The sequence below is a fragment of the Bradyrhizobium sp. MOS003 genome (genome assembly GCF_003020125.1).
Taxonomy (GTDB): Bacteria; Pseudomonadota; Alphaproteobacteria; order Rhizobiales; family Xanthobacteraceae; genus Bradyrhizobium.
This window is the reverse complement of the sequence record NZ_PYFW01000002.1, coordinates 581,131-607,511: the sequence shown is the minus strand read 5'-3', so window position 1 is coordinate 607,511 and position 26,381 is coordinate 581,131. Positions and strand designations below refer to the sequence as shown.

The 26,381-nt window shown below is 64.9% G+C and carries 25 protein-coding genes; 15 read left to right on the top strand and 10 right to left on the bottom strand.

Annotated elements, in window-relative coordinates; genetic code table 11:
- Positions 1–20 precede the first annotated feature (20 nt).
- The 3 genes from C7G42_RS13380 to C7G42_RS13370 all read left to right on the top strand — a co-directional run bounded on the left by C7G42_RS13380 (position 21) and on the right by C7G42_RS13370 (position 1,653).
- Positions 21–422: a DUF983 domain-containing protein gene (locus C7G42_RS13380; protein ID WP_106949408.1), complete on the top strand. Its 402-nt coding sequence runs from the start codon at positions 21–23 to the stop codon at positions 420–422.
- Positions 419–1,171: an SURF1 family protein gene (locus tag C7G42_RS13375; RefSeq protein ID WP_106949407.1), complete on the top strand. Its 753-nt coding sequence runs from the start codon at positions 419–421 to the stop codon at positions 1,169–1,171. Before C7G42_RS13380 ends, C7G42_RS13375 begins: the two co-directional genes overlap by 4 nt.
- A gap of 116 nt (positions 1,172–1,287) precedes the next feature.
- Complete coding sequence (locus C7G42_RS13370; protein WP_106949406.1) at positions 1,288–1,653, top strand: nuclear transport factor 2 family protein; 366 nt, start codon at positions 1,288–1,290, stop codon at positions 1,651–1,653.
- On the opposite strand, the gene C7G42_RS13365 is transcribed toward C7G42_RS13370, so the two are convergent.
- On the bottom strand, positions 1,650–3,032 hold the full coding sequence (locus tag C7G42_RS13365) for an ATP-binding protein (protein WP_106949405.1): 1,383 nt from the start codon (positions 3,030–3,032) through the stop codon (positions 1,650–1,652). The two genes, C7G42_RS13370 and C7G42_RS13365, sit on opposite strands and share 4 nt — an antisense overlap.
- 86 nt (positions 3,033–3,118) lie before the next feature.
- On the opposite strand from C7G42_RS13365, the gene C7G42_RS13360 reads away from it, so the two are divergent.
- The 5 genes from C7G42_RS13360 (at position 3,119) to C7G42_RS13340 (ending at position 8,454) form a co-directional block, all read left to right on the top strand.
- Entirely contained in the window at positions 3,119–3,763 is a 645-nt protein-coding gene (locus C7G42_RS13360; protein ID WP_106949404.1) for a response regulator transcription factor, read from the top strand.
- A 585-nt stretch (positions 3,764–4,348) separates the two neighbouring features.
- Positions 4,349–5,767 (top strand): threonine synthase, encoded by a 1,419-nt coding sequence (gene thrC / locus C7G42_RS13355; protein WP_199580877.1) that lies wholly within the window; start codon positions 4,349–4,351, stop codon positions 5,765–5,767.
- Complete coding sequence (locus tag C7G42_RS13350; RefSeq protein WP_106949402.1) at positions 5,764–7,053, top strand: M16 family metallopeptidase; 1,290 nt, start codon at positions 5,764–5,766, stop codon at positions 7,051–7,053. Before thrC ends, C7G42_RS13350 begins: the two co-directional genes overlap by 4 nt.
- A gap of 39 nt (positions 7,054–7,092) precedes the next feature.
- Positions 7,093–7,680: a GNAT family N-acetyltransferase gene (locus tag C7G42_RS13345; protein ID WP_094973334.1), complete on the top strand. Its 588-nt coding sequence runs from the start codon at positions 7,093–7,095 to the stop codon at positions 7,678–7,680.
- A 123-nt stretch (positions 7,681–7,803) separates the two neighbouring features.
- Positions 7,804–8,454, top strand: coding sequence for a hypothetical protein (locus tag C7G42_RS13340; protein ID WP_106949401.1), 651 nt, complete (start codon positions 7,804–7,806; stop codon positions 8,452–8,454).
- A gap of 199 nt (positions 8,455–8,653) precedes the next feature.
- On the opposite strand, the gene C7G42_RS13335 is transcribed toward C7G42_RS13340, so the two are convergent.
- The 5 genes from C7G42_RS13335 to C7G42_RS13315 all read right to left on the bottom strand — a co-directional run bounded on the left by C7G42_RS13335 (position 8,654) and on the right by C7G42_RS13315 (position 11,288).
- Positions 8,654–9,139 carry a F0F1 ATP synthase subunit B family protein gene (locus C7G42_RS13335; protein WP_106949400.1) on the bottom strand — a complete coding sequence of 162 codons (486 nt, stop codon included), beginning with the start codon at positions 9,137–9,139 and terminating at the stop codon, positions 8,654–8,656.
- 5 nt (positions 9,140–9,144) lie between these two features.
- Positions 9,145–9,708, bottom strand: coding sequence for a F0F1 ATP synthase subunit B family protein (locus C7G42_RS13330; RefSeq protein ID WP_106949399.1), 564 nt, complete (start codon positions 9,706–9,708; stop codon positions 9,145–9,147).
- Positions 9,709–9,768: 60 nt separating this feature from the next.
- On the bottom strand, positions 9,769–9,999 hold the full coding sequence (locus C7G42_RS13325; RefSeq protein WP_007599451.1) for a F0F1 ATP synthase subunit C: 231 nt from the start codon (positions 9,997–9,999) through the stop codon (positions 9,769–9,771).
- 53 nt (positions 10,000–10,052) lie between these two features.
- Positions 10,053–10,802, bottom strand: a complete 750-nt coding sequence (locus tag C7G42_RS13320; RefSeq protein WP_094973330.1) for a F0F1 ATP synthase subunit A — start codon at positions 10,800–10,802, stop codon at positions 10,053–10,055.
- 111 nt (positions 10,803–10,913) lie between these two features.
- Positions 10,914–11,288, bottom strand: a complete 375-nt coding sequence (locus C7G42_RS13315; RefSeq protein ID WP_106949398.1) for an AtpZ/AtpI family protein — start codon at positions 11,286–11,288, stop codon at positions 10,914–10,916.
- A gap of 360 nt (positions 11,289–11,648) precedes the next feature.
- Between C7G42_RS13315 and C7G42_RS13305 the strand changes: the two genes are divergently transcribed.
- Both C7G42_RS13305 and C7G42_RS13300 read left to right on the top strand, forming a co-directional pair.
- Complete coding sequence (locus tag C7G42_RS13305; RefSeq protein ID WP_106949397.1) at positions 11,649–12,170, top strand: hypothetical protein; 522 nt, start codon at positions 11,649–11,651, stop codon at positions 12,168–12,170.
- Between the two features lie 8 nt (positions 12,171–12,178).
- Positions 12,179–12,652 (top strand): secondary thiamine-phosphate synthase enzyme YjbQ, encoded by a 474-nt coding sequence (locus C7G42_RS13300; RefSeq protein ID WP_106949396.1) that lies wholly within the window; start codon positions 12,179–12,181, stop codon positions 12,650–12,652.
- A gap of 122 nt (positions 12,653–12,774) precedes the next feature.
- Here C7G42_RS13300 and C7G42_RS13295 read toward each other — a convergent pair whose 3' ends face one another.
- Entirely contained in the window at positions 12,775–14,400 is a 1,626-nt protein-coding gene (locus C7G42_RS13295) for an MFS transporter (RefSeq protein ID WP_199580914.1), read from the bottom strand.
- Positions 14,401–14,744: 344 nt separating this feature from the next.
- Here C7G42_RS13295 and C7G42_RS13290 point away from each other — a divergent pair, with 344 nt between their 5' ends.
- Entirely contained in the window at positions 14,745–15,416 is a 672-nt protein-coding gene (locus C7G42_RS13290; protein WP_106949724.1) for a response regulator, read from the top strand.
- 5 nt (positions 15,417–15,421) lie between these two features.
- Here C7G42_RS13290 and C7G42_RS13285 read toward each other — a convergent pair whose 3' ends face one another.
- On the bottom strand, positions 15,422–18,262 hold the full coding sequence (locus C7G42_RS13285; protein ID WP_106949394.1) for an ATP-binding protein: 2,841 nt from the start codon (positions 18,260–18,262) through the stop codon (positions 15,422–15,424).
- Positions 18,263–18,459: 197 nt separating this feature from the next.
- Here C7G42_RS13285 and C7G42_RS13280 point away from each other — a divergent pair, with 197 nt between their 5' ends.
- The 4 genes from C7G42_RS13280 (at position 18,460) to C7G42_RS13265 (ending at position 21,409) form a co-directional block, all read left to right on the top strand.
- A complete protein-coding gene (locus C7G42_RS13280) occupies positions 18,460–18,879 on the top strand; it encodes an organic hydroperoxide resistance protein (protein ID WP_106949393.1) in 420 nt (139 codons plus the stop codon).
- A gap of 27 nt (positions 18,880–18,906) precedes the next feature.
- Entirely contained in the window at positions 18,907–19,932 is a 1,026-nt protein-coding gene (locus C7G42_RS13275) for an alpha/beta fold hydrolase (protein WP_106949392.1), read from the top strand.
- A 71-nt stretch (positions 19,933–20,003) separates the two neighbouring features.
- Complete coding sequence (locus C7G42_RS13270; RefSeq protein ID WP_106949391.1) at positions 20,004–20,567, top strand: cytochrome P460 family protein; 564 nt, start codon at positions 20,004–20,006, stop codon at positions 20,565–20,567.
- A 17-nt stretch (positions 20,568–20,584) separates the two neighbouring features.
- Positions 20,585–21,409 (top strand): SDR family NAD(P)-dependent oxidoreductase, encoded by an 825-nt coding sequence (locus C7G42_RS13265; protein WP_106949390.1) that lies wholly within the window; start codon positions 20,585–20,587, stop codon positions 21,407–21,409.
- A gap of 6 nt (positions 21,410–21,415) precedes the next feature.
- Here the strand turns inward: C7G42_RS13265 and C7G42_RS13260 are convergent, their stop codons facing one another.
- Both C7G42_RS13260 and hemA read right to left on the bottom strand, forming a co-directional pair.
- A complete protein-coding gene (locus C7G42_RS13260) occupies positions 21,416–24,925 on the bottom strand; it encodes a PAS domain-containing hybrid sensor histidine kinase/response regulator (RefSeq protein ID WP_106949723.1) in 3,510 nt (1,169 codons plus the stop codon).
- Positions 24,926–25,122: 197 nt separating this feature from the next.
- A complete protein-coding gene (hemA, locus tag C7G42_RS13255) occupies positions 25,123–26,352 on the bottom strand; it encodes a 5-aminolevulinate synthase (RefSeq protein ID WP_106949389.1) in 1,230 nt (409 codons plus the stop codon).
- Positions 26,353–26,381: the final 29 nt, after the last annotated feature.

Sequence of the window (26,381 nt, the reverse complement as noted above, 5' to 3'; positions counted from 1 at the left end):
CTATGATAGAGTCTGTCATCATGAACGACACCGCCGCCAAGCCCGCGCCTGAAACGACCGTCCTGCAAAGCGCGCTGCGTGGGCTTGCCTGCAGATGTCCGCGCTGCGGCGAGGGCAAGCTTTATGCAGGCTTCCTGACGCTCGCACCCGCCTGCGACCGCTGCGGTCTCGACTACGCCTTCATCGATACCGGCGACGGGCCGGCGATCTTCATCATCATGCTGGCCGGCGGGATCGTGGTGGCGGCCGCACTGATCGTCGAGGTCAAATACCAGCCGCCTTACTGGCTGCATGCGGCGCTGTGGTTGCCGCTGATCCTGGTCACCACGCTGTTGCCGCTGCGGGCGATGAAGTCGCTGCTGATCGCGCTGCAATTCCACCACAAGGCGGCGCCTGGCCGGTTGGTCGACCGCGCGAAATGAACCCGCCTGCGCGCAAGCCCCGCGTGGCCGGCTTCGCGCTGTTCACGCTGTTCCTCACGGCCGTCTTCGTCGCGCTCGGCCTGTGGCAATTGCAGCGCCGGACCGCCAAGCACGCGCTGGTCGCAGCCCTCACCGAGCGCCTTGCAGAGGCGCCCATTGCGCTGCCGCCGCCTTCGCAATGGGCCGCACTCAATCCCGCGCGCGACGAATTCCGCCGCGTCAGCTTTACCGCGACCTACGCGGCCCTGCCGGATGCGATGGTCTATTCCTCCGGCTCCGCGGTGCGCAAGGACGCCTCCGGTCCGGGGACTTGGGCGTTCCTGCCGGCGCGGCTTCCCGGCGGCGAGACGGTCGTGATCGATGCGGGCTTCGTCGAGAACACGATGCAGGACCGCAGCGTCGAGGATCGCGCGGTGAAGAAGCTCGTCACCGGGCAATCGGTCGCGCTCACCGGCTATTTGCGCTTTCCCGAGCCGCCCGGCTGGCTGACGCCGGCGGAGAACCGCGACAAGCGGCTCTGGTTCGTGCGCGATCATCCGGCGATCGCAAGCGCGCTCGGCTGGGGCTTGGTCGCGCCGTTCTACGTCGACCTCGAGCAGCCCGCGCCCGCGAACGGCATTCCGCGTCCGGGGCCGCTCGACGTGCATCTGAAGGACGATCACCTGCAATACGCCGTCACCTGGTTCATGCTCGCAGGCGCCGTGCTGATCGCCTTCGCCGTGTGGGCAAGAGGCCGGCGGCAGAGCTGAGCTCGTCCGCAGGCTCCCGAGGGAACCCGGTATCGCCCGGGGTTTACCATTCAGCACACATTCACGAGTGTGGTCCTAAGCCGCGATCGATTTTCCGCGGCAGACAGGATTGCGGCGTGAGCGATTTCGACCAGATGGGAATTGTCGTCGATTGGGTGGACGCCTGCCGGAAGGGCGACCTCACGACGTTGCTCGACCTCTATGCGGACGACGCCGAGCTTGAATGCATCTGCAGCGAATCGCGGTGCCACCGCGGCAGGAGCGAGATCGAAGGGTATTGGAGACCGCGACTTGGCGCTTTCTCGTCGGCGGGCTTCCGGCTCGAGGAGATTCATCCCGCCTCGGACGGCGTTGATCTCGAATATTCGGTTGCCGGGGCGCTTCGTATTCGCGCCTCGTTTCGATTTTGCCCGGAAGGCAAGATCCGCAACATGCTGTGCGAGCCAGCGCGACAGACTGCGCAAATTGGCCGCGCGTGCTAGCGCTCGATTTGCGTGGGGAGTTTCTCCGACAAGATCATGCTTGGCGAGACCGGCGCCTCGCGTGCCAATTGGACCGGCAGGCGGCAGCGCACATAGGTTCGCCCGTCCACGCGTAGCAGTGACAGCGATCCGCTGAGCGCGCGCACGCGCTCATGCATGCCGGTCAGGCCGCGGCCGAAAACGTTGCCTTCGGGGAAGCCGCCGCCGTCGTCGGAGATCTCGACGACGAGCGTTTCACCGGTGATGGCCACGTGGACGTCGGCGTTGCTGGCCTTGGCATGACGCAGCACGTTGGTCAGCGCCTCCTGGATCACGCGATAGACGGTCTGCGCGAGCGGCCCGTCGACCCCATTGAGGTCGGAACCGATCGTGTCCGTCAGGACGATATGCGGTGCCTGCTTGCGAAAGTTCTGGAGCAGCGTCCGCACGCTGGTCGAAAGGCCGAGCTCCTCAATGTAGAGCGGCCGAAGGCGGTCGAGGATGCGGCGGTTGGTCTGCTGGAGCGCTTCGACCGATTGCAGCATCTCTTCGGCCGAGTTGCTGAGATTTCCCGCCTGCGGTGCGGCGTCGATCAGCGCAATCGTGCCGGCGCGGATGCCGAACAGCAGCGGTCCGAGCTCGTCGTGCAATTCGCGGGCGAGATCGCGCCGCTCGTCGTCCTGCAGCGACACCAGACGGTGCATCAGATCGCGATTGTCCTGGCTGAGTTGCGCCAGCGTTGCCGCCAGTGCATTTGCTTCCTCGCAGCTTTGCCGGATTTCGGGCGGTCCTCCCACCGGGATCGGAGTTGCGTAATCGCCGCGCCGGATGCGGGTGAGCCCGTTGCCGAGATGTTGCAACCGGCGCAAGGTCGAACCCGCGAAGAGATAGGCAACGGTACCGGTCAGCAGCATCAGCGCGGCGACCAAGCTGGCCAGCGCGAGGAAGCCGATCCACTTCTCGAACAAATCGGCGGAGAGATCCGGCAGGAACACGAGATTGCCCACCTGCTTGCCGTCAATCATGACAGGCGAGGCATTATCCATGTCCGGTATGGTCAGCAGGTTGATGAACCAGCCTGGAACCAATTTCAGGTTGCGGATGTCATCCCTCGGAGAGGGCAATGGACCCTCTTCGACACGACGGAATTGAATATCGGAGGACGTGTCCAACAGTTGGACAAAGGCATCCAGCGTCTTCTGCGGATTGCCCGAGGCGCTCAGCGAGTTGTTGAGCGCGGCGGAAATGATCCTGGTCGAGCGTCGTGCCGGCTCGTTTTCATCGGCCAGCTGAATTGTTGCAAAGAGATGCAGCAATATGCCGCCCAGGATCAGCGCTACGAGCAAGCTCGCGCCGAGCGGAAGAAATAGTTGCGTTCTGAACGAGAGTCGTTGCCACATTAGGTCAATTCTAACGCGCGTCGGTGGGATTTGCTCTTTCCATTTGTTCCCGCCGGTCTATGAGTCGAAGAACAAGAGAGTGCGCGATGCAAGATACTACCAAACCGGGGACCCGGGTCCTGATTGTCGACGACCATCCCGTGGTGTTGTCCGGCTGCCGCACCCTGTTCGCTTCGGATCATTCGATCCGTATCGATGAGGCGACCGACGCCAAATCCGGCCATCGCGCCTATGTCAGCAAGCGGCCCGACGTCACCGTGATCGACATCAGCCTGCCGGACGTCTCGGGCTTCGAGTTGATGCGACGCATCCGCAAGGACGATCCCGACGCCAAGATCATCATGTTCAGCATGAACGACGACCCAGCCTTCGTGGTGCGGGCGGTCGAGCTCGGGGCGCAGGGCTACGTCTCCAAGGGCGACGATCCCCGGATCCTGCTGAAAGCGGTGCGCAAGGTGGTGGCGGGCGACAATTTCATCTCCCCTCAGCTCGCGGAAGCCGTGACGTTCTCCGGCGCGGCCATCAAGGCAAACCCGGCCTCGCAGATGACGCCGCGGGAGCTCGAAATTCTCCGTCTGCTCGGACGCGGCGACAAGATCGTCGAAGTCGCCGAGGCACTCGGCATCTCCTACAAAACCGTCGCCAACACCACGTCCCTGCTCAAGCAGAAGCTGGGGGCGAAGAACCATTCCGACCTGATCCGGATCGCGGTCGAAATCGGGATGAGCTGAATTTGCATTTGCTCGCCTGCACGTGCCCCGAGGCTGACGCCCGCGCGCGCACCGAACCGGCTGCTCCAGGATGCAGCCGGTTCGGCGCGGATTGATGTCGGCGCGCAGCCGGGCAATGCATGGACGTCGCTGACACCTGTCCGCCGGTCCAACGAGGAGCGCCGAGACAAGGTTCCGCGACATGTTGAACATTCGGGAAAAGACGGCAAATTTTTCAGTTTCCACCCTCTTTTGACACTAACTCAAGCGCGGCTGATCGGGAAAACCTGGAACATTCTGGCACGCGCGTCGTTTTCCCTTGACGGTTTCGTGACGAGCGACGCAAGGTTGCGGGAACAGTTTTTGACGGGTCGGCGACCCGGACGAGGCAAACCGGTCTGCACACATTAACGACAGACCTTCCAAGAGAAGGGCTGCGGCATCGCCGCAGCCCTTTTTCGTTGGACCGGGTAGAGGCGGGAAGCGGTTTCCTGATGCCGCAAAACACTTTATGGTGGCCCAAAGCCTCTGGCTGTTGACAAGTAATTTCGTAAAATCAAAGGCTTAACGAGTGGGCTCAGGCCCGGTCGGCCTTTGGAGGGCAGTTTGACTCGTTATATCTCGACCCGGGGCGAGGCCCCCGAACTCGGCTTCTGCGACGTGATGCTGACCGGGCTCGCCCGCGACGGCGGCCTATACGTGCCGACCATCTGGCCGCAACTCTCCACCGAAGCCATCGCCGGCTTCTTCGGCCGCCCCTATTGGGAGGTCGCGGTCGAGGTGATCCGTCCCTTCGTCGGCGGCGAGATTTCGGATGCCGAACTCGGCCGCATGGCGAACGAAGCCTATGCAACCTTCCGCCATCCGGCGGTGGTGCCGCTGCGCCAGATGTCGCCGCACCAGTTCGTGCTGGAGCTGTTCCACGGTCCGACGCTCGCCTTCAAGGACGTGGCGATGCAGCTGATCTCGCGGCTGATGGACCATGTGCTTGCCAAGCGCGGCCAGCGTACCACCATCGTGGTCGCGACCTCAGGCGACACCGGCGGCGCCGCGGTCGATGCGTTTGCGGGACTGGAGAATGTCGACCTTATCGTGCTGTTTCCGCACGGCCGTATCTCCCAGGTGCAGCAGCGGATGATGACGACGACGGGCGCGGCCAATGTCCACGCGCTCGCCATCGAAGGCAATTTCGACGACTGCCAGGCCCTCGTGAAGGGGATGTTCAACAACCATCGCTTCCGCGATGCGACCTCGCTCTCCGGCGTCAATTCCATCAACTGGGCGCGCATCGTCGCCCAGGTGGTCTATTATTTCACCTCTGCCGTTGCAGTAGGTGCGCCGGCGCGCGCGGTGGATTTCGTCGTGCCGACCGGCAATTTCGGCGACATCTTCGCCGGCTACGTCGCCAAGCGGATGGGGCTGTCGGTGCGGACCCTGCGCATCGCCGCCAACGTCAACGATATCCTGGCGCGCACGCTGAAGACGGGGATCTATGAGGTGCGCGAGGTGCACGCGACGGCATCGCCCTCGATGGACATCCAGATCTCGTCAAATTTCGAGCGGCTGATGTTCGAGGCCGGCGGGCGCGATGCCGCCGGCGTACGCCGTCCGATGGAGCAGCTGAAGCAGTCCGGGCGGTTCGTGTTGCCCGACGCGACGCTGGCCGCGATCCGCGAGGAGTTCGACGCCGGGCGCGCCGACGAGACCGAGACCGCGGCTGCGATCCGCGCCGCCTGGCGCGAGGCCGGTGAGCTGGTCGATCCCCATACGGCGGTGGCGCTCGCCGTGGCCGACCGCGACACCACCGACACGCGGGTGCCGAGCATCGTGCTCTCCACGGCGCATCCGGCCAAATTCCCCGATGCCGTTGAAGCGGCCTGCGGCCAGCGGCCGCAACTGCCGGCCTGGCTCGACGGTCTCATGACCAAATCCGAACACATGAAGGTGATGAAGAACGAGCAGGGCGAGGTCGAGCGGTTCGTGCTGTCGGTCAGCCGCGCCGCAAAGCAAGGAGTTGCCGGATGAGCGTCGAGATTTCCAAGCTTGCGTCCGGCCTGACCGTCGTCACCGACAAGATGCCCCATCTCGAAACCGCGGCGCTTGGCGTCTGGGCCGGCGTCGGCGGACGCGATGAAAAGCCCAACGAGCACGGCATCTCGCATCTGCTCGAGCACATGGCGTTCAAGGGCACGACCAAGCGCTCCTCGCGCGAGATCGTCGAGGAGATCGAGGCCGTCGGCGGCGACCTCAATGCCGGCACCTCGACCGAGACCACGTCCTATTACGCGCGGGTGCTGAGGGCCGACGTGCCGCTGGCGCTCGACGTGCTCGCCGACATCCTCGCCAATCCCGCGTTCGAGCCCGATGAGCTCGAACGCGAGAAGAACGTCATCGTGCAGGAGATCGGTGCTGCGCAGGACACTCCCGACGACGTTGTGTTTGAGCATCTCAACGAGCTCTGCTATCCCGACCAGCCGATGGGCCGTTCGCTGCTCGGCACCGCCAAGACGCTGCGCGCCTTCAATCGCGATTCGCTGCGCGACTATCTCTCGACGCATTATCGCGGGCCCGACATGGTGGTGGCCGCGGCCGGCGCGGTCGATCACAAGCAGGTGGTCGCCGAGGTCGAGAAGCGCTTTGCAAGTTTTGAGGGGACGCCGGGTCCCAAGCCGCAGGCGGCGATGTTCGGCAAGGGTGGTACCAAGGTGGTGCATCGCGAGCTCGAGCAGGCGCATTTGACGCTGGCGCTGGAGGGCGTGCCGCAGAGCGATCTGTCGTTGTTCTCGCTCCAGGTCTTCACCAACATCCTCGGCGGCGGAATGTCGTCGCGCCTATTCCAGGAGGTCCGCGAGAAGCGCGGCCTCTGCTACTCCATCTATTCGTTCCACGCGCCCTATACCGATACCGGCTTCTTCGGCCTCTACACCGGCACCGACCCGGCCGATGCGCCGGAGATGATGGAGGTCGTGGTCGACATCATGAATGATTCGGTGGAGACGCTGACCGAGGCCGAGATCGCGCGGGCCAAGGCGCAGATGAAGGCGGGCCTCTTGATGGCGCTGGAGAGCTGCTCGTCCCGCGCCGAGCAGCTGGCACGCCACGTTCTGGCCTATGGCCGGCCGCAGACGGTCGAGGAGCTGGTGGGCCGGATCGATGCCGTCAGCGTCGAATCGACCCGGGATGCCGCGCGTGCGCTGCTGTCGCGGAGCCGGCCTGCGGTTGTCGCATTAGGCAGTGGCAGGGGTCTGGACACGGCGGTGTCTTTTGCGGAAGGATTGACGCGGGCACGTGCCAAGGCGCGGCTGCATTAGGAGTCGCGCGCGGGCCGAGCTGCCCCGGGAAGCATCACCATGGCCCTCTTTCGCCTGCCGTCCAGTGGACCCGCCGCCCTCGCGCCGCGCGGCAACGGGCTGTTGCTGCGCGCGCCGCAGATGTCGGACTTCCTGCAATGGGCGCATTTGCGCGAAACCAGCCGCGATTACCTGACGCCCTGGGAGCCGATCTGGCCGTCGGACGACCTGACCCGCTCCGGCTTCCGCCGCCGCCTGCGCCGCTATTCCGAGGACATTGCCGCGGACCGTTCCTATCCCTTTCTGGTCTTCCGAGAGCTCGACGGCGCCATGGTCGGCGGCATCACGCTGGCCAATGTCCGGCGCGGCATCGTGCAGGCCGGCACGATCGGCTATTGGGTTGGGCAACCCCATGCCCATCGCGGCTACATGACGGCTGCGCTGCGGGTGCTTCTGCCGACCCTGTTCGGCGAGCTCAATCTGCACCGGGTGGAGGCAGCCTGCATCCCGACCAACGCGCCGTCGATCCGGGTGCTGGAGAAGTGCGGCTTCTCCCGCGAGGGCCTGGCGCGCCGCTATCTCTGCATCAACGGGGTCTGGCAGGACCATTTGCTGTTCGGCCTGCTGCATGAGGACTTCCGCGGCTGAGCCGCTCGATTCATGTGGCCAAATCCCCCTTTTTGCTGCCTTGGGTTCGCCGATTTTGGCGATATAACCCGCATGTTCCGGCCGGTGATCGGCCGGGCAATTGTCATTGGAGTACGGGCTTTGATGGTGAAGCAGCTTCGGTCATCGGAGAATGTGCTGCGGCGGATGCCGGCGATCATGCTTGTCTTGTCGATGTCATTCGCGGCAGCTTCGCCGGTAGCCGCCCAGTCCTTGACCGACCGCTTCAAGAACCTGTTCGGCGGCAAGTCGGATGAGCCGGCCCCGCCCAAGCCCGCCCCCGCGCCTGGTCAGCCGGCGGAAGACGACGTCGATTGCCCGCAGGTGACGGTGCGCGCCGGAGCCTCCACCTATGCGGTCGGAGTCACCGGCAAGCCGGCCGTCGGCAACGAGATCCGCTTCCAGGCCACCATTACCAAGATGGCGCGCGAATGTGCCCGCAGCAGCGCCGGCATCACGGCCCGGATCGGAATCCAGGGCCGCGTGATCGCAGGGCCCGCCGGTGCGCCCTCTACCGTCGAGGTCCCCTTGCGCGTCGCGGTGGTGCAGGGCGGTGTCGGCGAGAAAGTGATCGCCTCGAAGGCTTACCGGACCACAGTCGAGATGACGGATGGCGGCAGCGTGCCCTTCTCCTTCATCGTCGAGGATGTGAGCTATCCGGTGCCGTCGGCCGCGGTCGCCGATTCCTACGTCTTCTATGTCGGCTTCGACCCGCAGGCGCTGTCCCCGGAGCCGAAGGGACGGAAGAAGAAGTAGCGTACGGGCCCTTGCCCCGGACCCAGCGCAGCGCTTCTTCAGCGGTGCGCTGCAGAGCCGGGGCCCATGCCGCGACACACTGGGTCCCGGCTCTGCGTCGCGTCATTTCATGCCGCGTCGCGTCCGGGACAAGAGAATCTTCTCACAAAAAAGCCGGCGCTGATAGCGCCGGCTTTTTGATCGGTGAAAGCGAAATCCCTCAGTTCAGCTTTTGCCGGACCTCGGTGATGCCCTTGGCGAGCAGATCGTCGGCGACCGAGCCTTTGACCGACTGCGACAGGATGGTCGAAGCGGCCTGGACGGCGGCTTCCGCGGCTGCGGCGCGGACATCGGCGACCGCCTGGGCCTCGGCGAGCGCGATCTTGCTCTCCGCGGTCTTGGTACGGCGGGCGACGAAGTCTTCCATCTTCGCCTTGGCCTCAGTCGCGATGCGCTCGGCTTCGCTTCTGGCGTTCGCGATGATCTCGGCGGCCTCGCGTTCGGCCGAAGCGGTGCGCGCCTTGTAGTCGGCGAGCACCTTCGCCGCTTCCTGCTTGAGGCGCGTCGCGTCGTCGAGCTCGGCCTTGATGCGGTCGGCGCGATGGTCCAGCGCAGTCATCGCTTTCTTGAAGACTCCGAGATAGCCGAACAGGACCATCAGAATCACGAAGGCGATGGCGACCCAGGTTTCAGGATCGAAGAACATCTCGACTAACCTTTCAGGGACGCATCGACCGCGGCATTGACCGACGCAGCGTCGGGAACGACGCCGGTAAGCTGTTGCACGATCTGACCTGCCGCATCGGCCGCGATGCCGCGGACGTTGCTCATGGCGGTGGCGCGCGTCGAGGCGATGGTCTTCTCCGCCCCGGCGAGCTTGGCCGCCAATTGTTCTTCCAGCGCCTTGCGCTCGGCTTCCGCCTGCGCATTCGCCTTGTCGCGGGATTCGTTGCCGATCGCCTGTGCCCGTGAGCGCGCCGAAGCGAGCTCGGTTTCATAGGCCTTCAGCGCCGCGTTGGACTGGTCCTTCAGCTTCTGCGCTTCGGCGAGGTCACCCTCGATCTTGTTCTGGCGCGCCTCGATCGCACCGCCGACCTTCGGCAGAGCAAGCTTGGACACGATCACATAAAGCGCGACGAAGAAGATCGCGAGCCACACCAGCTGTGAAGCGTAGGTGCTGCTCTCGAACGGCGGAAAACCACCACCGTGACCGCCTTCGGCCCCGGTGTGGGCGCCCGCCGCCGGACTTTTCGCCCCGCCATGACTTTCAGCCATGGATTACTCCTGTTGCCGTCATGCGCGCCGCTTCGGTTGAAGCGGCGCGAAACTTCGTCCTCAGAGCGGAACGAACAGCAGCAGCAGCGCGATCAGCAGCGAGAAAATGCCGAGCGCTTCGGTCACGGCGAAGCCGAAGATCAGATTGCCGAACTGGCCCTGAGCGGCCGAGGGGTTGCGAACGGCTGCGGCGAGATAGTTGCCGAAGATCACGCCCACGCCGACGCCTGCGCCGCCCATGCCGATGCATGCGATGCCCGCGCCGATAAGTTTTGCTGCTGCCGGATCCATTTTAGACTCCTTGGAAGAAAGATTGGGTTTTGGGTGGAAATTCCCCGGACCGCTCAGTGTCCCGGATGAATGGCGTCGTTGAGGTAGATGCAGGTCAGGATCGCAAACACATAGGCTTGCAGGAACGCGACCAGAATCTCGAGCGCGTACAGCGCGACCGTGAGAGCCAGCGGCAGCACGCCGCCGACCCAACCCAGCGCCCCGAGCGAGAAGCCGAGCATGGCGACGAAGCCCGCGAACACCTTCAGCGCGATGTGGCCGGCCAGCATGTTGGCGAACAGACGGACGCTGTGGGAGACCGGCCGCAGGAAGAACGACAGGACCTCGATGAACATCACCAGCGGCAGGATGTAGCCGGGGACACCGTGGGGCACGAAGATCGAGAAGAATTTCAGGCCGTTCTTGGCGACGCCGTAGATCAGGACCGTGAAGAAGACCAGAAGCGCAAGCGCTGCCGTCACGATCAGATGGCTCGACACCGTGAAGGTGTAGGGAATGATGCCGACCAGGTTCGAAACGCAGATGAACATGAACAGCGAGAAGATCAGCGGGAAGAACTTCATGCCTTCCGCGCCGGCGGTCGAGCGGATGGTCGAAGCCACGAACTCGTAGGAGATCTCGGCGACCGACTGAAGGCGCCCGGGAACCAGCTGTGTTCCGCTGGCGAGCATCAGAAGCGAGATGATCGCGATCGTCACCAGCATGTAGAGCGACGAATTCGTGAAGGCGATCGTGTGATTGCCGATATGGCCCAGGGTGAAGAGAGGCTCGATGTTGAACTGGTGGATCGGATCGATTTTCATCAGCGCGGCATCTCTTGGTCTGCCGGGCAATGCCGGCGGGTCTCGGTCTGCCGGCCGGGCCGGCGCGCACCGGCGATGCCGGTGCGATCATTCCTCTCCTGGGCGGATCGCTTAGGAATCACCGCGCCTGTTCTGACCCGCGCCCGCCGTTCTCACCACATTCACCACGCCGGCCACGAAGCCCAGCAGCAGGAACACGATAAACCCGAAAGGCGACGTCGACAGCAAGCGGTCGAACCCCCAGCCAATCCCCGCTCCGACGACGACCCCGGCGACCAACTCGGAGGATAACCGGAATCCAAGCGCCATCGCCGAAGCTCTGGCCGCCCTGTCTTCACCGTCACCTGCGGGTTGCTCGGTCTTGATCCGGCGGTCCCGAAGCTCGGACAACCGCTGATCAAGATTTCCGAGCCGTTCGGAAAGCGCAGCTTCCTCGGACGATCTATCGCGATCTCCATTCTCGCCGTGTCCCGTGCCCTGTGTCATGCAACGAAGACCCGAAACGCCGCGGCTGAATGGAAATTGCGCCCGCCACCCTCAAAAGCCGCGCGGACCATACTGATGGCCCATAATCAAGTCAAGCCGGGTCACGATTGCGTCGCTTTCGGTTATCTAGCTGATTTATTTGACAATATTGGCGCGCGCGGCAGCGCTGCACACAGCGTGACGCCGCACCGCAGCAGCTCGCCTCAGGATCGGCGGATGGTGCCGCCCTTTCGCCACGCCGCCGGGATCGAAGATGCCACCGCGATCGTTGATACGGTTGCGTGTTTTGGGCGGCGGATCGCCTCACCGGGGTGTAGAATTTTGCCAGAGTGCCACCTTCACGTCGTGGCGGAGAGTGCGATGAGACCAGTGACGTCATCCACAACATCATGGCTCGCGGTGGCGGCGTTCGCCGCTGCGATGGCGGTCGGCGGCGACCTCGAGGCCGCCCAGCCCGGCCCCGACAGCGAGAACGGCCGCTACAGCATGACGCCCATCCCGGAGGGGGTGCTGCGGCTCGACACGCGGACCGGCACGGTATCGACCTGCACCAAGAACGGCGCCGGCTGGGCCTGCTACGCGGTGCCCGACGAACGGACCGCGCTCGACGCCGAGATCGGCAGGCTCCAGGCCGAGGTCGAGAGGCTGAAGGGACAACTCGCGGCCGGGCCGACGGTGTCGGGCAAGATCGACGACGCGCTGCCGAAATCCGATCCGCTGAAGAAGGCGGAGCCCAAGGGCGCCGAGGGCGAGCGCAAGATCGAGATCCCGCTACCGAGCGACCAGGACGTCGACCGCGTGATGTCGTTTCTGGAAAAGGCCTGGCGCCGGCTGATCGACATGGCCAACCGGGTGCAGAAGGACGTGTCGGGGAGGATTTGAGAGTTTGAATGACAATTGAGAAACGTCTCACACGTTCGGCGCCATCGTCGGTGCAAGCCACCACCATCGCATCGTCGCTGCTGACCGTGCAGACACCCGGCCGCGGCTTCACCGATCTGACCAGCGAAGCTGCAAAATTCATCGCCGAGGTTCACGCGCGCGACGGCGCGCTGACGCTGTTCATCCGCCATACCTCGGCCTCGCTGACGATCCAGGAGAACGCCGATCCGTCCGTGCTCGTCGACCTCGCCACCGCGCTGTCCCATCTCGCGCCGGAGAATGCCGCGTGGACCCACGACACCGAAGGACCGGACGATATGCCGGCTCACGTCAAGACGATGCTGACCGGGACTTCGCTTCAGGTCCCGGTCCTGAACGGCAGGCTTGCGCTCGGCACCTGGCAGGCGATCTATCTGATCGAGCATCGCAGACGGCCGCACCGGCGCGAGGTGGTGCTGCAATTCGTCGGCGGCAATCAGTAAGGCGTTTTCGAGCAAAGTCGCCGCCGGTCCGCAGCAAGAAAAGCGTCAAACCAGGAAGCTCATGAAAAAACCGGCCGCGGAGACCGCGGCCGGTTCGTATTGGTTGCGACCAGTGCTTTCGATCAGTTCGACTTGATGTCGACGTCCTTGGTCTCCGGCAGGAAGAACAAGCCGATCACAACGGTGATCGATGCGAAGATGACCGGATACCAGAGACCGGCATAGATATCGCCGGTCGAGGCCACGATGGCGAAGGCGGTCGCCGGCAACAGGCCGCCGAACCAGCCGTTGCCGATGTGGTAGGGCAGCGACATCGAGGTGTAGCGGATGCGGGTCGGGAACAGTTCGACCAGCATCGCGGCGATCGGGCCGTACACCATGGTGACGAACAGCACCAGGACGAACAGCAGCCCGATGACCGCAGCCACCTGCGGACGGAAGACGTCGAACGGATGTGCCATCTTCACGATGCCGGCGTCGCCGGTCTTCGGATAGCCGGCGGCCTGCACGGCGGCGAGGACGGCCGGGTTGCCGTCCTTGGCGTTGGCGTAGGCGACGTCCTTGCCGTTGACCATCACCTTCACGCCCGAGCCGGCGGCGCCGGGAGCGGTCGAGTACTTGACCGAAGACTGGGCGAGGTAGGCACGTGCGGTGTCGCAGGGCGCGGTGAAGACGCGGGTGCCGACTGGGTTGAACAGGTCGCCGCAACCTGCGGGATCCGCCACCACCTCGACCTTGACCGATTCGATCGCCTTCTCCAGCGCCGGGTTGGCGTTGGTGGTGATCATCTTGAAGATCGGGAAGAAGGTCAGCGCCGCGATCAGGCAGCCGCCGAGGATGATCGGCTTGCGTCCGATCTTGTCGGACAGCATGCCGAACACGATGAAGAAGCCGGTGCCGAGCAGCAGCGACCAGGCGATCAGGAGGTTGGCGGTATAGCCGTCGACCTTCAGGATCGATTGCAGGAAGAACAGCGCGTAGAACTGGCCAGTGTACCAGACCACGCCCTGGCCCATCACGCCGCCGAGCAGCGCGAGCAGCACCAGCTTGCCGTTCTGCCAGTTGCCGAAGGCTTCCGTCAGCGGGGCCTTCGAGCTCTTCCCCTCGTCCTTCATCTTCTGGAAGATCGGCGATTCGTTGAGGCGGAGCCGAATCCAGACCGAGATGCCGAGCAGCAGCACCGAGACCAGGAACGGAATGCGCCAGCCCCAGGCCGCGAAGTCGGCCTCGCCGAGCGCGGAACGGGTGAAAAGGATCACCAGCAGCGACAGGAACAGGCCCAACGTTGCCGTGGTTTGGATGAAGGAGGTGTAATAGCCGCGCTTACCGTTCGGAGCATGCTCCGCGACATAGGTCGCAGCACCACCATACTCACCACCAAGCGCCAGGCCCTGGGCGAGACGCAGCGCGATCAGGATGATCGGGGCCGCGATGCCGATGGTCGCCGCGTTGGGCAGCAGGCCGACGATGAAGGTCGACAGACCCATGATCAGGATGGTGACGAGGAAGGTGTATTTGCGGCCGACGATGTCGCCGACACGGCCGAACACGATGGCGCCGAACGGACGGACCAGGAAGCCCGCGGCGAATGCCAGCAGCGCGAAGATGTCGCGGGTCGCCGGCGGATAGGCTGAGAAGAACTGCGCGCCGATGATACCGGCCAGCGAACCGTAGAGATAGAAGTCGTACCACTCGAAGACGGTACCGAGCGAGGAGGCGAGAATGACGAACCGTTCGTCCTTCGTCATCCCTCCCGCACGCGTTTCAGCCACTGCAATTGTCGACATGTTTGCATCGCTCCCCGAAAGATCGTTTCCTCGCGCCCCAGATGTCCGGGCATGCCGGATCAACCTGGGTCTTGGGTTGCAAAGTAACATCGGCGTGAAACCCGCCCCAATACGACTTTCGGCCTTGCGCACTGACGCGCAGCTGACGCGGCGGTATCGGGCGCTGGCGGGCAGCCGAGCGGCTTGCGGATTAACCCCTTTGCAGCAAAGGAATAATGTGCCCTTGCATGCCACCGCTGCTCGGGGAAGAATTGGCAGGCTGCGGCGTTGACTCGCCGCCCGGCGTGAACGACAGCAAGAGAACGATGAACGCTCCCTCGACCCATCTCGTCATCGCCGATGACCATCCGCTTTTCCGCGACGCACTGCGGCAGGCGGTGGCAGGCGTCCTGACCACGGCCAGGATCGACGAAGCCGGGTCGTTCGAGGATCTGACCAAGCTCCTGGAACAGACCTCGGATGTCGATCTGATCCTGCTCGACCTCTCGATGCCCGGCATCTCGGGCTTTTCCGGTCTGATCTATCTACGCGCGCAATATCCGGCGATTCCGGTGGTGATCGTCTCGGCCTCCGACGACGGCGCCACGATCCGCCGCTCGCTCGATTTCGGCGCCTCCGGCTTCATACCAAAGCGTTTCGGCGTCGAGACCCTGCGCGATGCCATCCTCAAGGTGATGGAGGGCGATGTCTGGGTTCCCGCCGATACCGATCTGTCGGCGGCGGCCGATCCCGAGATGACGCGCCTGCGGGACCGCCTGGTGACGCTGACGCCGCAGCAGGTCCGCGTGCTGATGATGCTGTCCGAAGGGCTCCTCAACAAGCAGATCGCCTACGAGCTCGGCGTCTCCGAGGCCACCATCAAGGCGCATGTCTCGGCGATCCTGCAGAAACTCGGCGTCGAGAGCCGGACCCAGGCGGTAATCGCGGCGGCGAAGATCGCGGGCGGGCAGTGGAAGCAGGGCACCCAGGCGGGGTGAGCCTGCTACAGCGTCGTCAGGAGCGCATCGGCGGCCCTGATATCTTCAGTCTCGGAACCTGCAGCAAAACCGTCGCGCGCCGATTGGAGCCATAGCCTTGCCTCCTGGTGGCGCCGCCGGCCGACGAGGAGCTGCGCCAGATCGATGGCCGCCCGCAATTCCCACGCTTTCGCCCCCTTCGTGCGGCTGAGGTCCAGCGCCTGCATCAGGCAGGCCTCGGCTTCCTCGATCCGCGGCACCGGCTGGTGCGACAGGACCTTGCCCTTCATGCGCAGTAGCTCGGGCATGTAGAGGTGGTCGCCGCTTTGCCCGACGAGGCGGATGGCATCGTCGATCAGCCTTGCGCTCTGCTCGATCTGGCCGAGTGCCAACAATCCCTGGACCAGTGCGATGTTGAACGTCGTGGTGAGCAGCTCGTAGCCTGCATCATGGAGCTCGCGCAGGCAGGCCCTGATCGTCTCGACGCCCTCGGTGGCATTTCCGCGTTGGATCGCGATCTCGCCTTTGACGCCGCGACCCACCGCGAGATAGGGGCCCATCGAACGCGAATTGGCATGCGCGATGAAACGGTCGATGTTCGTTTCGGCGCCGTCGAGGTCGCCGTTCCAGAGATCGATCGAGACCGCCCAGATCAGCGCGATGCAGAGTGTGATCGGGTGATCCATCTGCGCGGCTTCGTCGATGGTCCGACGCGCCAGCCGGTGCGCATCCGCGGGCCGGCCCTGTAGCCAGAGTTCGCGCGCGAGCGAGATACCGGCGCGATTGCGATGATCGAAGCCGTGGACCGTGCTGATCCGTTCCGTACCCGGCCCCCGCCAGGCCGTCTCCAGCATGGCCATCGCTTCGCGATGCTCGCCCGCAAGATGCAGCGACACGCCCAGCAGCGAATGAGCGAGGGCGATCGATGCGGCATCGCCGAGCGCCTGGGCGACCACGAGACTCTGCTGGGCGTAACCGAGCGCGGCGTCGAACTGTCCCATCCGCTCGTGAAAGATATGCATGCGGCCGAGCAGCTGGAGCTGGTTCGGCGTATCGCCGCGCGCCTCGGCGATCCCAAGGGCTCTGCGCAACGCAGCACGCGCCGCCTCGCTGCCGCCGCGCGTGAACATCAAGGTCAGCCCGAGCGCCGCCTGGATGTGCATCTCCTCGGCGCTGCCGTGCGAGGACGGATCGATCGCTAGCAAGGCCCGTTCCGACCAGCGCCGGCATTCGATCAGCAGCGACATCGCAAGGAAGATCGGCGCCGCGGCCGCGGCAAGCGCGATGCCGACAACGAAGTCGCCGCTTGCGCCGAAGCACCATTCGAGCGCCGCGCGCACGTTGTGAAGCGCGGAGAAGTGGACGGCACGCTCGTCGGCGCTTGGCAGCGTCGCCCACGTCGTGCCGGCCTGTTCCAGCCACTGCCGGTAATAGGTCGCGTGGCGGGCGGCGAGTGCGGCGTCGAAAGGATCGATCTCGAGCAGATAGGCGCGCGTCGTGTCGAGCAGGCGGTAGCGCATCATGGCGCCGATCGGGCGCGGCGCAACCATCGACTTGGCGACGAGACCGTCGATGGCGTCGAACAGGCGCGAGCGGTCGACGCGGTCGTCCGGCACCACCTCGAGCGCGGCGTCGATGGTGAAGTGGCCGGCGAAAACCGCGAGCCGGCGCAGCACCAGACGCTCGGTGTCGGACAGCAGGCTGTAGCTCCAGTCCAGCGTCGCGTGCAGCGTCTTCTGCCGCGGCGGCGCGGTGCGTTGGCCCTGCCAGACCAGGTTGAGGCGTTCGTCGAGCAGCGCCGCCGTCTGCTCCAGGCCGTAAGCTTCGACCCGGCCGGCGGCGAGCTCGATGGCCAGCGCCATGCCGTCGAGCTTGCGGCAGATGTTCGCGATGATCGCAGCACTTGCATCGTCGAGTACGATCTGCGCGCCGCCGGCCGTTGCACGTTCGAGGAACAATTGCAGCGCCGGATAGGTCTGTGCCGACGCGGCTGTCATCCCGGTATCGTCGGGCGGAACGGCCAGTGGCGCCAGCCGATACACCTGTTCGCCCTCGACGCGCAGAGCCTCGCGGCTCGTGGCGAGGATGTGGACATGTGGTGCGCCGTCAAAGATCTCCCCTGCCAGCGGTGCCGCTGCGCCGATGACGTGCTCGCAATTGTCCAGGATCAGCAGCATTCGCTTGTCCCGGAGATACGCAAGCAATGCGGGGAGGGGATCGTCGGTCTGCGCCGGCAAGCCCAGCATCAGCAGGATCGAGGTGATCACGAGATCGGGATCGCTGAGCGCGGCAAGATCAACGAAATGCGCGGCGTCGCAGAATGTTTCGAGCAGGTCGTGAGCGATCGCCACAGCGACGGCGGTCTTGCCGACGCCGCCGGGGCCTGCGATCGTGACGAAGCGGGAACCGATGAGCTTGTCCGAGATCGCGGCGATTGCTTCCTCGCGCCCGACCATCCGGAGCAGACGGCTGGGAAGTTTTACCGGTGGCAGATCCAGGTTTGGCGTCGCGCGCCGCTCTGCGGGAATCTCCGCTTGCGCGATCGGGGCGACGAAGCAATAACCTTGGCCCGAGAGCGTGGTGATGTAGCGGGCGCCGTCCTTGCCATCGCCGAGTGCCTTGCGCAGCGCGGCGACGTGGAAGCGCAAATTGGCTTCATCAACGATAATGCCGGGCCACACCAGCGCCATCAGATCCCATTTGCTGACGACGGCGTTCGGCCGCGACATCAGCGCGATCAGCGTGTCGAAGGCTTTTGCGCCGAGCGGCAGCGCAACGCCGTTGCGCGTAACGAGCCGCTCATGTGGCGTCACGGTGAACGGCCCGAACGATAAAGTTCCCGTCGCGATACTGGCCGGCTCGGTCATGGTGAAATCTGATCCCTTCGAACCGACCGGATAGCCAGACGGTGACGATCGGGCAAGTCCGCCCCTGCATCGGCATCAGACGGCGCATGCAGGCATTGTGAGGCGCGCGTGTGGCGACCTCACAATTTCTCACAAGTCCATACGGGTAGGTTCGGACGATCGCTGCTAGTCATTGCTTCGACGGCTAGGAGACGTTCATGACACAAGCGGCGCAAACACTCTACACGGCCAAAACGCACACCAGCGGGGGACGACACGACGGCATATCGCGCAGCTCCGATGGCCGCCTCGACGTCAAGCTGTCGCCACCGGGTGGCGCAGGCTTCGGCACCAATCCCGAGCAATTGTTCGCGGCCGGCTGGTCGGCCTGCTTCGAAGGCGCGATGGAAATTGCCGCGCGCAAGCGAGAAATCGTGCTTCCGAGAAAAAGCGCGATCGATACGGAAATCGATCTTCTCCTCGATGAGGGCACCTTCGCTCTCCGGGCGCGCCTCAATGTCAGCTTGCCGGGGCTCGATCCCGAGGTTGCGCGCGGCATCATCGATGATGCCCACCAGACCTGTCCTTACTCCATCGCCGTGCGCGGCAATATCGACGTCACGGTCGCACTGATCTGACGCCACCAACGACCAACGAGGTACACCATGAAGCAGATCATCGACCAGCATCGCCGCAAATTCTTCGGCGTCGCGGCGGGAACCGTCGCTGTCGGCCTCGGCATCGTCGACTTCGCCCGCGCCGAGACGGAGGCGCCCAAGTCGGTATCGAATGCGTCGTTCGGCCCGATCAAGCAGATCGACGCCGGCGTTCTCAATGTCGGCTATGCCGAGGCCGGCCCGTCCAACGGTCCCGTCGCGATCCTGCTGCATGGCTGGCCCTACGACATTCATGCCTTCGTCGATGTCGCGCCGATCCTCGCCAAGGCGGGCTATCGCGTCATCATTCCTTATCTGCGCGGTTACGGCTCGACGCATTTCCTCTCCGGCGAGACGCTGCGCAATGGCGAGCCCGCCGCCATGGCGGCGGACATCATCGCGCTGATGGACAAGCTCGACATCAAGAAGGCGGTCGTCGCCGGCTTCGACTGGGGCGCGCGCACCGCCGACATCATCGCGGCGCTGTGGCCGGAGCGCTGCCGCGCGCTGGTGTCGGTCAGCGGCTATCTGATCTCCAGCCAGGCCGCGGGCAATGCGCCGTTGCCGCCATCGGCCGAGTTGCAATGGTGGTACCAGTTCTACTTCGCGACCGAGCGCGGCCGCGCCGGATACGAGAAGTACACGCATGATTTCGCGAAGCTGATCTGGAAGCTGGCTTCGCCGCAGTGGAAGTTCGAGGCCGCCACCTTCGACCGCAGTGCAGCCGCACTCGATAACAAGGATCATGTCGCGATCACGATCCACAATTACCGCTGGCGGCTCGGGCTCGCCAAGGGTGAAGCGAAATACGAGGAGCTTGAAAAGAAGCTCGCGGCAGCTCCAGTCATCAACGTCCCGACGATCACGATGGAAGGCGACGCCAACGGTGCGCCGCACCCCGACCCCGGCGCCTATGCCAAGAAATTTTCCGGCCGGTACGAATTCCGGCTGATCACCGGCGGCATCGGCCACAATCTGCCGCAGGAGGCGCCGCAGGCCTTTGCCAAGGCTGTCATCGACGCCGACGGCGCTTGAGTAATCGTCAGTGCCTCGGTCCGGCCACGCTGGACCGAGGACATTCGTTAATCCCAGCCCGGTGAGACATCATGACGTCGACTGAAACTGAAAAGAAGAGATCAACGTTCCCGACGGTGATCGTGCTCGTTGCGATTGTGATCGTGGTTCTCCTGACATGCGTGCCCTATCTCACTACGATCGCGCTTGCGGAGGAGGCGGCGGAACGTGCTACGACCGACGCGTCGCCGATCTTCGGTGTCACGCTTCCGCCCGGCTACGAGCAGTGGGAGTTGATCGCGCCGGCAGAAGAGGCCGCCCCGCTCGACGAGCTTCGCGCTGTCGTCGGCAACCAGACCGCAATCGACGCCTATCAGGCCGGAAAGCTTCCGTTCCCCGACGGCACCATCCTGGTCAAGCGCGCCTGGAAGCGGAAGCAATCGCCTGATTTCGCATCTGCGACGGTTCCTGGCGCCGCGACCACGGTGCAGGTGATGGTCAAGGATTCCCAAAGATATGCCGCGACCGGCGGCTGGGGCTTCGGCCGTTTCGTCAACGGCAAGCCGGTCGACGAGGCCCAGCACCGCACCTGCTTCGCCTGCCACGAAGCGCGGGTCAAGAACCGGGATTACGTCTTCACGCGGCTGGCGCCGTGAAGCGCCCGGAAACGATAATGTCGAAGACCTGGTTCATCAGCGGCAGCTCGCGCGGACTTGGCCGCGCGCTCACGGAAGCCGCGCTGGCGGCGGGAAATCGTGTCGTCGCTTCCGCGCGCGACACGGTTCCGCTCGAACCCTTGCGTGAACGTTTCGGGGAGCGATTGCGGCTGGCAAAACTCGACGTGACCGATGATGCCGCCGCGCAGGCCGCGATCGGTCTCGCCGTGGAGGCATTTGGCGACATCGATGTCGTCGTGAACAACGCCGGCTACGGCGAGCTCGGGTCGGTCGAGGACACCAGCCTGGCGTCTTTCCGGCAGCAGATCGAAGTCAATCTGATCGGCACCATCATCGTCACCAAGGCGGCGATCCCCGTGCTGCGTCGTCAGCGCCGCGGCCATATCGTGCAGGTCTCGTCCGTCGGCGGACGGATCGGTGCTCCCGCCCGCGCCGCCTATTCCGCGGCGAAATGGGGTATCGAAGGCTTCTCGGAGTCGCTGGCGCGCGAGATGGCGCTGATTGGCGTGCACGTGACGATTGTCGAGCCCGGCGGCTTCAGGACCGGCTTCGCACAGACCGCGCACGCGACCGGAGAGGGGCGTGCCGATTATGATGCCGTCGTCGGCGCCGCCGTCAGGATGCAGCGAGACTACGACGGCCGCCAGCCCGGCGATCCCGCAAAGGCGTCAGCAGTTCTCCTGGAGATCGTCGAGATGGATCGACCACCCTTGCGCATCGCGCTCGGCAGCGATGCCGTCAACGCCATCTCCGCGACGGACCGGCAACGCCTCGAAGAGCTCGAGAGCTGGCGCGCACTCAGCGTGTCGACGGACTACTGAAACGCTTTACTCCGCCGCCACCATCTGCTGCGTGCGCCATTGTCCGAGCAGGGCGCGCAGCGACGCCGGCTTCACCGGCTTGTTGAGCACCGCGACCTTCTCGTCGCGGGCAGCGACCTGCACGGCGGGGCTGCGGTCGGCGGTGATCAGGATCGCGGGGATGCCGTCGCCGAAGCGGCGGCGGATCTCGCGGATCGCGGCGATGCCGTTGCCGCGGTCGAGGTGATAGTCGACCAGCAGGCCGGTGACGCGGCGACCGGCAGCCTCCATGGCCGCCATTGCGCCCTCGGGATCGGCGACCGCGATCACCTCGGCGTCCCACGCTTTCATCAGCGTTCGCATGCCGTCGAGGATCGCCGCGTCATTCTCGATGCAGACGATGAGGGCGCCCGAGATCGGCGTGCGCGCCAGCGGCGTCGCGCTGGTCACGGCAGCGGTGTGGGTGATCGCTTTCGCCGTAGGCACCGTCACGGAGAATACCGAGCCGCCGCTTCTATTGCCGTCGATGGCGATGCCGTGCTTGAGCACGCGCGCCAGCCGTTCGACGATCGACAAGCCGAGTCCCAGCCCGCGCGCGATCCGCGCGCCCTGCTCGAGGCGATGGAATTCCTTGAAGATCTCGCCGCGCTTGACCTGTGGGATGCCGACGCCGGTGTCGTAGACGCAGATCTTGAGCGACGGGCCTTGCCGGCGGCAGCCGACCAGCACGCGGCCGCGCGGCGTGTATTTGATTGCGTTGGAGATCAGGTTCTGAAGCAGGCGCCGCAGCAGCAGGCGATCGGACTCGACCGGCAGCGAGCAGGGCACGAAGGCGAGCTCCAGATTCTTGGCGCGCGCGCTCGGCGCGAACTCGATTTCCAGCGAGCGCATCAGGTCTGCCATCTTGAAGCTCGAGATCGAGGTCGCCATCGCGCCGGCATCCAGCCGCGAGATGTCCAGCAGCGCGCCGAGGATCTCCTCGATCGCCTGCAGTGATTCGTCGATGTTCTCGACCAGCCGCGTCTCCTCGCCGCTATGCTGGCGCTCGACCAGGCTCGTGACATAGAGCCGCGCCGCGTTCAGCGGCTGCAGAATGTCGTGGCTGGCCGCCGCAAGGAAGCGCGTCTTGGAGATACTGGCGTCTTCCGCCGCGCTCTTGGCCAGCGCCAGTTCGGAGTTCAGCCGCGTCAATTCCTCGGTGCGGTCGCGCACGCGCTTTTCCAGCGTCGCGTTGGCGCGCTCCAGCGCTTCCGCCGCTTCGAAGCTGGGAGTGACATCGGTGAAGGTGATGACGAAGCCGCTGCCGGGCATGCGGTTGGTGAGCACCTCGATCACCATGTGGCGTTCCGGCAGCCGTTCGAGATAGGGCTCGCCCTCGGTGGTGTAGGCGGCAAGACGCCGTTCGATCATCGCCTCGCGCCCGGCCGGGTCGTCCGGATCGCTCACGCCCATGAATTCGAGAATCTCGCGCAAGGGCGTGCCGAACTGGACGATGTGCGGGGGTACGTTGAGCAGGTCGCCGAACTGCCGGTTGGAACAGATCAGCTGCAGGTCGGCGTCGAACACGGCGATGCCCTGGCGCACGTGGTTGAGCGCGGTCTGCAGGATCTCGCGATTGAAGTGCAACGCCGCGTGGGAATCATCGAGCAGTTTGAGCGCGGCCTTCGCCGAGACCGTGCGCTTGCGCAGCAACAGCGACATCACGAGGCGCGAGGAGGCAGCGCCGATCGAGGAGGCGATCAAATGCTCGGCGTGCTGTAACAGCTCGAAATCCGCGGGCGCTCCCGCCTCCAGACGAACGTTGCGCCGCGCGGAGAATGCCTCGAAGGAATGCCGGGCGCGATCGGGCCCGAGATATTGCGCCACCGTGGTCTGGATGTCCTGCACGGTGACGGTGGTGCGCCAGCGGCGGAGACTCGGCGAGATCGGCGCGAGCGTATTGGGCACGAACAGGTCGGCCTGCAACAGCTCGATGGACGACGGCCGGCGCGCCAGCGACAGCAGCACATAGGTCAGGATGTTGAGCGACAGCGACCAGATCACGCCGTGCATCAGCGGCGGCAGATCGGCGCCGAACAGCGCCTGCGGCCGCAGCGCCTCGATCCCGAACGGGCCGTGCTGCAGCAGCAGGATGCCCGATGTCGAGGTGTCCATGAAGCTCGGGATGAACAGCGTGTAGAGCCAGACAGCGAAGCCGACCAGCATGCCGCCGATCGCGCCGCGCGCGGTCGCGCGCCGCCACAGCAGCCCGCCGAAGAAGCTCGGCGCAAGCTGGGCGATCGCGGCAAAGGAGAGCAGGCCGATCGCCGCGAGCTGGGTATTGCCGAGTGCGCGGTAGTAGAAATAGGCCATCACCATGATGGCGAAGATCGCAAGCCGCCGCGAGCGCAGCAGGAAATCGCTGAAATCGGCGCCGCCGGTGCGCCCCTCCGGCCGTCGCTGCAGCACCAGCGGCACCACAAGGTCGTTCGAGACCATGATCGAGAGCGCCACGCATTCGACGATCACCATCGCGGTCGCCGCCGACAGGCCGCCGACGAAAATGGCGACGCTGAGAAGCCCCGCACCGCCCTCCATCGGCAGCGCCAGCACGTACATGTCGGGGTCCGCTGCGCCGAACGGGAAGCTGACGAGGCCGGCGAGCGCGATCGGGATCACGAACAGATTGATGGCGACGAGGTAGAGCGGGAACAGCCAGCGCGCGCGGCCGACCTCGGCGTCCGAGGAGTTCTCGACCACACTGACGTGGAACTGGCGCGGCAGCAGCATGATCGCGCAGAGCGACAGCAACGTCATGGTGAGGAAGTTGCCGATTGACGGCGAATAATTGATGGCGCGCACCGCCTCCGGCGTCTTCATGGCGCGCTCGATCAATTCGTGCGGCGAGAACATCCAGAAGGTGACGAAGATGCCAGCGGCGAGGAAGGCGACCAGCTTGATGATGGATTCGGTCGCCACCGCCAGCATCAATCCGTGCTGGTGCTCGGTGGCGTCGGTCTGCCGCGTGCCGAACAGCACGGCGAAGGCCGCCATCGCCAGCGTCACCATCAGCGCGACGTCGCCGACGATCGGGATGTGGGAGAAGGCCTGGTCTTCGCTCAGGATCGTTTCGAGCGACGAGGCGACCGCCTTGAGCTGCAGCGCGATGTAGGGCACGGAGCCGATGATCGCGATCAGCGCGACGGTTGCGGCCACCGCCTGGCTCTTGCCGTAGCGCGCGCCGATGAAGTCGGCGATCGAGGTGATGTTGTGGGCCTTGGCGAGTTGGATCACGCGGCGGAGCACGCCGGCGCCGAGGCCAATCATCAGGATCGGGCCGACATAGATGGCGAGGAAGTCGGTCGAGGTGCGGGTGGCAAAGCCGACCGAGCCGAAGAAGGTCCAGGAGGTGCAGTAGATCGCCAGCGAGAGCGGATAGATCAGCCCGGAGGCACGGCCGCGTCCGGCCGGCGAGCGGCGGTCGCCATGGCTCGCCACCAGGAACAGAAAGCCGATATAGCCGAAGGCGGCGGCGATCACGCCCCAGTCGTGCAGCATGGCGAGGTGCGCTTCTCCCTGGGCGCCGACCGCGCCCGAGCTCATTTTCGCTGCAAATCTAGCGCGTTGGGCCGCGCGAGGCGACAGCGAAATGGGAGGAACTGGAGATGTCGTTAAGCCGCGGAGCTGCCAGCCCCGATCACATCTGACGATGCGATCCGGCCTCTCCCCGCAAGCGGGGACAGGCGAAGGAAAGCCTACTCCGCCGCCATCGATTTTTGCTGCAGCGGCAGGTCGAGGCGCTCCCACACTTGCAGAAGGGCTTCGGCGAGCTGATCGATCAGGCCATCGTCATGATAGGGCGAGGGCGTGATGCGCAGCCGCTCGCTGCCCTTGGCTACCGTCGGATAGTTGATCGGCTGGATGTAGATGCCATGCTGCTCGAGCAGCAGGTCGGACGCCTGCTTGCACTTCTCGGCATCGCCGATGAACAGCGGCACGATGTGGGTGTCGCTCGACATCACAGGCAGGCCGGCGGCGTTGAGGATCGCCTTGACGCGGGCGGCACGGTCCTGGTGGCGCTCGCGCTCCCAGTTCGAGGTCTTCAAATGCTTGATCGCGGCGGTCGCGGCCGAACAGATCGCCGGCGGCAGCGCGGTGGTGAAGATGAAGCCCGGCGCATAGGAGCGCACGGCGTCGATGATCTGGCCGTTGGCAGCGATGTAGCCGCCGAGGCAGCCGAACGCTTTCGCCAGCGTGCCTTCGAGAATGTCGATGCGATGCATGACGCCGTCACGCTCGGCGATGCCGCCGCCGCGCGGGCCATACATGCCGACCGCGTGGACCTCGTCGACATAGGTCATTGCGTCGTACTTCTCGGCGAGATCGCAGATCCTGGCGAGCGGAGCGACGTCGCCGTCCATGGAATAGAGGCTCTCGCAGACGATCAGCTTCGGCCGCTTCGGATCGGCCGCCTTCAACAACTCTTCCAGATGCGCAACATCGTTGTGGTGGAACACGACCCGCTCGCAGCCGGACTGGCGGATGCCTTCGATCATCGAATTGTGGTTGAGTTCGTCCGAGAGGATGAGGCAGTTCGGAAGGAGTTTTGCGATGGTCGGGATGCCGGTCTGGTTCGAGACATAGCCCGAGGTGAACAGCAGCGCGGCTTCCTTGCCGTGGAGATCGGCGAGCTCGGCTTCGAGCTGGACCAGCGGATGATGCGTGCCGGCGATGTTGCGGGTGCCGCCGGCACCGGTCCCGACGCGCGTCGCGGTCTCGACCATGGCGCCGACCACCTTCGGGTGCTGGCCCATGCCCAGATAATCGTTTGAGCACCAGATGACGACGTCGCTCTGGCCTCTGGGCGAGTGCCAGACCGCGTGCGGGAATCGGCCGGCCCTGCGCTCCAGGTCGGCGAACACGCGGTAGCGTCGTTCAGCGTGGAGACGATCGAGAGCGGAATCGAAGAACTGGTTGTAATCCATCGGCAAACCTGCAACGGAACCTGGCCATG

Excerpts from the sequence above, each read along its gene's own strand:
- C7G42_RS13260 (WP_106949723.1), bottom strand. The coding sequence starts at position 24,925 with ATGCTGCACGACTGGGGCGTGATCGCCGCCGCCTTCGGCTATATCGGC.
- C7G42_RS13365 (WP_106949405.1), bottom strand. The coding sequence starts at position 3,032 with ATGTGGCAACGACTCTCGTTCAGAACGCAACTATTTCTTCCGCTCGGC.
- C7G42_RS13340 (WP_106949401.1), top strand. The coding sequence starts at position 7,804 with ATGGTGAAGCAGCTTCGGTCATCGGAGAATGTGCTGCGGCGGATGCCG.
- C7G42_RS13380 (WP_106949408.1), top strand. The coding sequence starts at position 21 with ATGAACGACACCGCCGCCAAGCCCGCGCCTGAAACGACCGTCCTGCAA.
- C7G42_RS13300 (WP_106949396.1), top strand. The coding sequence starts at position 12,179 with ATGACAATTGAGAAACGTCTCACACGTTCGGCGCCATCGTCGGTGCAA.
- C7G42_RS13335 (WP_106949400.1), bottom strand. The coding sequence starts at position 9,139 with ATGTTCTTCGATCCTGAAACCTGGGTCGCCATCGCCTTCGTGATTCTG.
- C7G42_RS13360 (WP_106949404.1), top strand. The coding sequence starts at position 3,119 with ATGCAAGATACTACCAAACCGGGGACCCGGGTCCTGATTGTCGACGAC.
- C7G42_RS13325 (WP_007599451.1), bottom strand. The coding sequence starts at position 9,999 with ATGGATCCGGCAGCAGCAAAACTTATCGGCGCGGGCATCGCATGCATC.
- C7G42_RS13315 (WP_106949398.1), bottom strand. The coding sequence starts at position 11,288 with ATGACACAGGGCACGGGACACGGCGAGAATGGAGATCGCGATAGATCG.
- C7G42_RS13285 (WP_106949394.1), bottom strand. The coding sequence starts at position 18,262 with ATGACCGAGCCGGCCAGTATCGCGACGGGAACTTTATCGTTCGGGCCG.
- C7G42_RS13305 (WP_106949397.1), top strand. The coding sequence starts at position 11,649 with ATGAGACCAGTGACGTCATCCACAACATCATGGCTCGCGGTGGCGGCG.
- C7G42_RS13275 (WP_106949392.1), top strand. The coding sequence starts at position 18,907 with ATGAAGCAGATCATCGACCAGCATCGCCGCAAATTCTTCGGCGTCGCG.
- C7G42_RS13330 (WP_106949399.1), bottom strand. The coding sequence starts at position 9,708 with ATGGCTGAAAGTCATGGCGGGGCGAAAAGTCCGGCGGCGGGCGCCCAC.
- C7G42_RS13280 (WP_106949393.1), top strand. The coding sequence starts at position 18,460 with ATGACACAAGCGGCGCAAACACTCTACACGGCCAAAACGCACACCAGC.
- C7G42_RS13320 (WP_094973330.1), bottom strand. The coding sequence starts at position 10,802 with ATGAAAATCGATCCGATCCACCAGTTCAACATCGAGCCTCTCTTCACC.
- C7G42_RS13295 (WP_199580914.1), bottom strand. The coding sequence starts at position 14,400 with ATGACGAAGGACGAACGGTTCGTCATTCTCGCCTCCTCGCTCGGTACC.
- C7G42_RS13350 (WP_106949402.1), top strand. The coding sequence starts at position 5,764 with ATGAGCGTCGAGATTTCCAAGCTTGCGTCCGGCCTGACCGTCGTCACC.
- C7G42_RS13375 (WP_106949407.1), top strand. The coding sequence starts at position 419 with ATGAACCCGCCTGCGCGCAAGCCCCGCGTGGCCGGCTTCGCGCTGTTC.
- C7G42_RS13290 (WP_106949724.1), top strand. The coding sequence starts at position 14,745 with ATGAACGCTCCCTCGACCCATCTCGTCATCGCCGATGACCATCCGCTT.
- C7G42_RS13265 (WP_106949390.1), top strand. The coding sequence starts at position 20,585 with ATGTCGAAGACCTGGTTCATCAGCGGCAGCTCGCGCGGACTTGGCCGC.
- C7G42_RS13345 (WP_094973334.1), top strand. The coding sequence starts at position 7,093 with ATGGCCCTCTTTCGCCTGCCGTCCAGTGGACCCGCCGCCCTCGCGCCG.
- hemA (WP_106949389.1), bottom strand. The coding sequence starts at position 26,352 with ATGGATTACAACCAGTTCTTCGATTCCGCTCTCGATCGTCTCCACGCT.
- C7G42_RS13270 (WP_106949391.1), top strand. The coding sequence starts at position 20,004 with ATGACGTCGACTGAAACTGAAAAGAAGAGATCAACGTTCCCGACGGTG.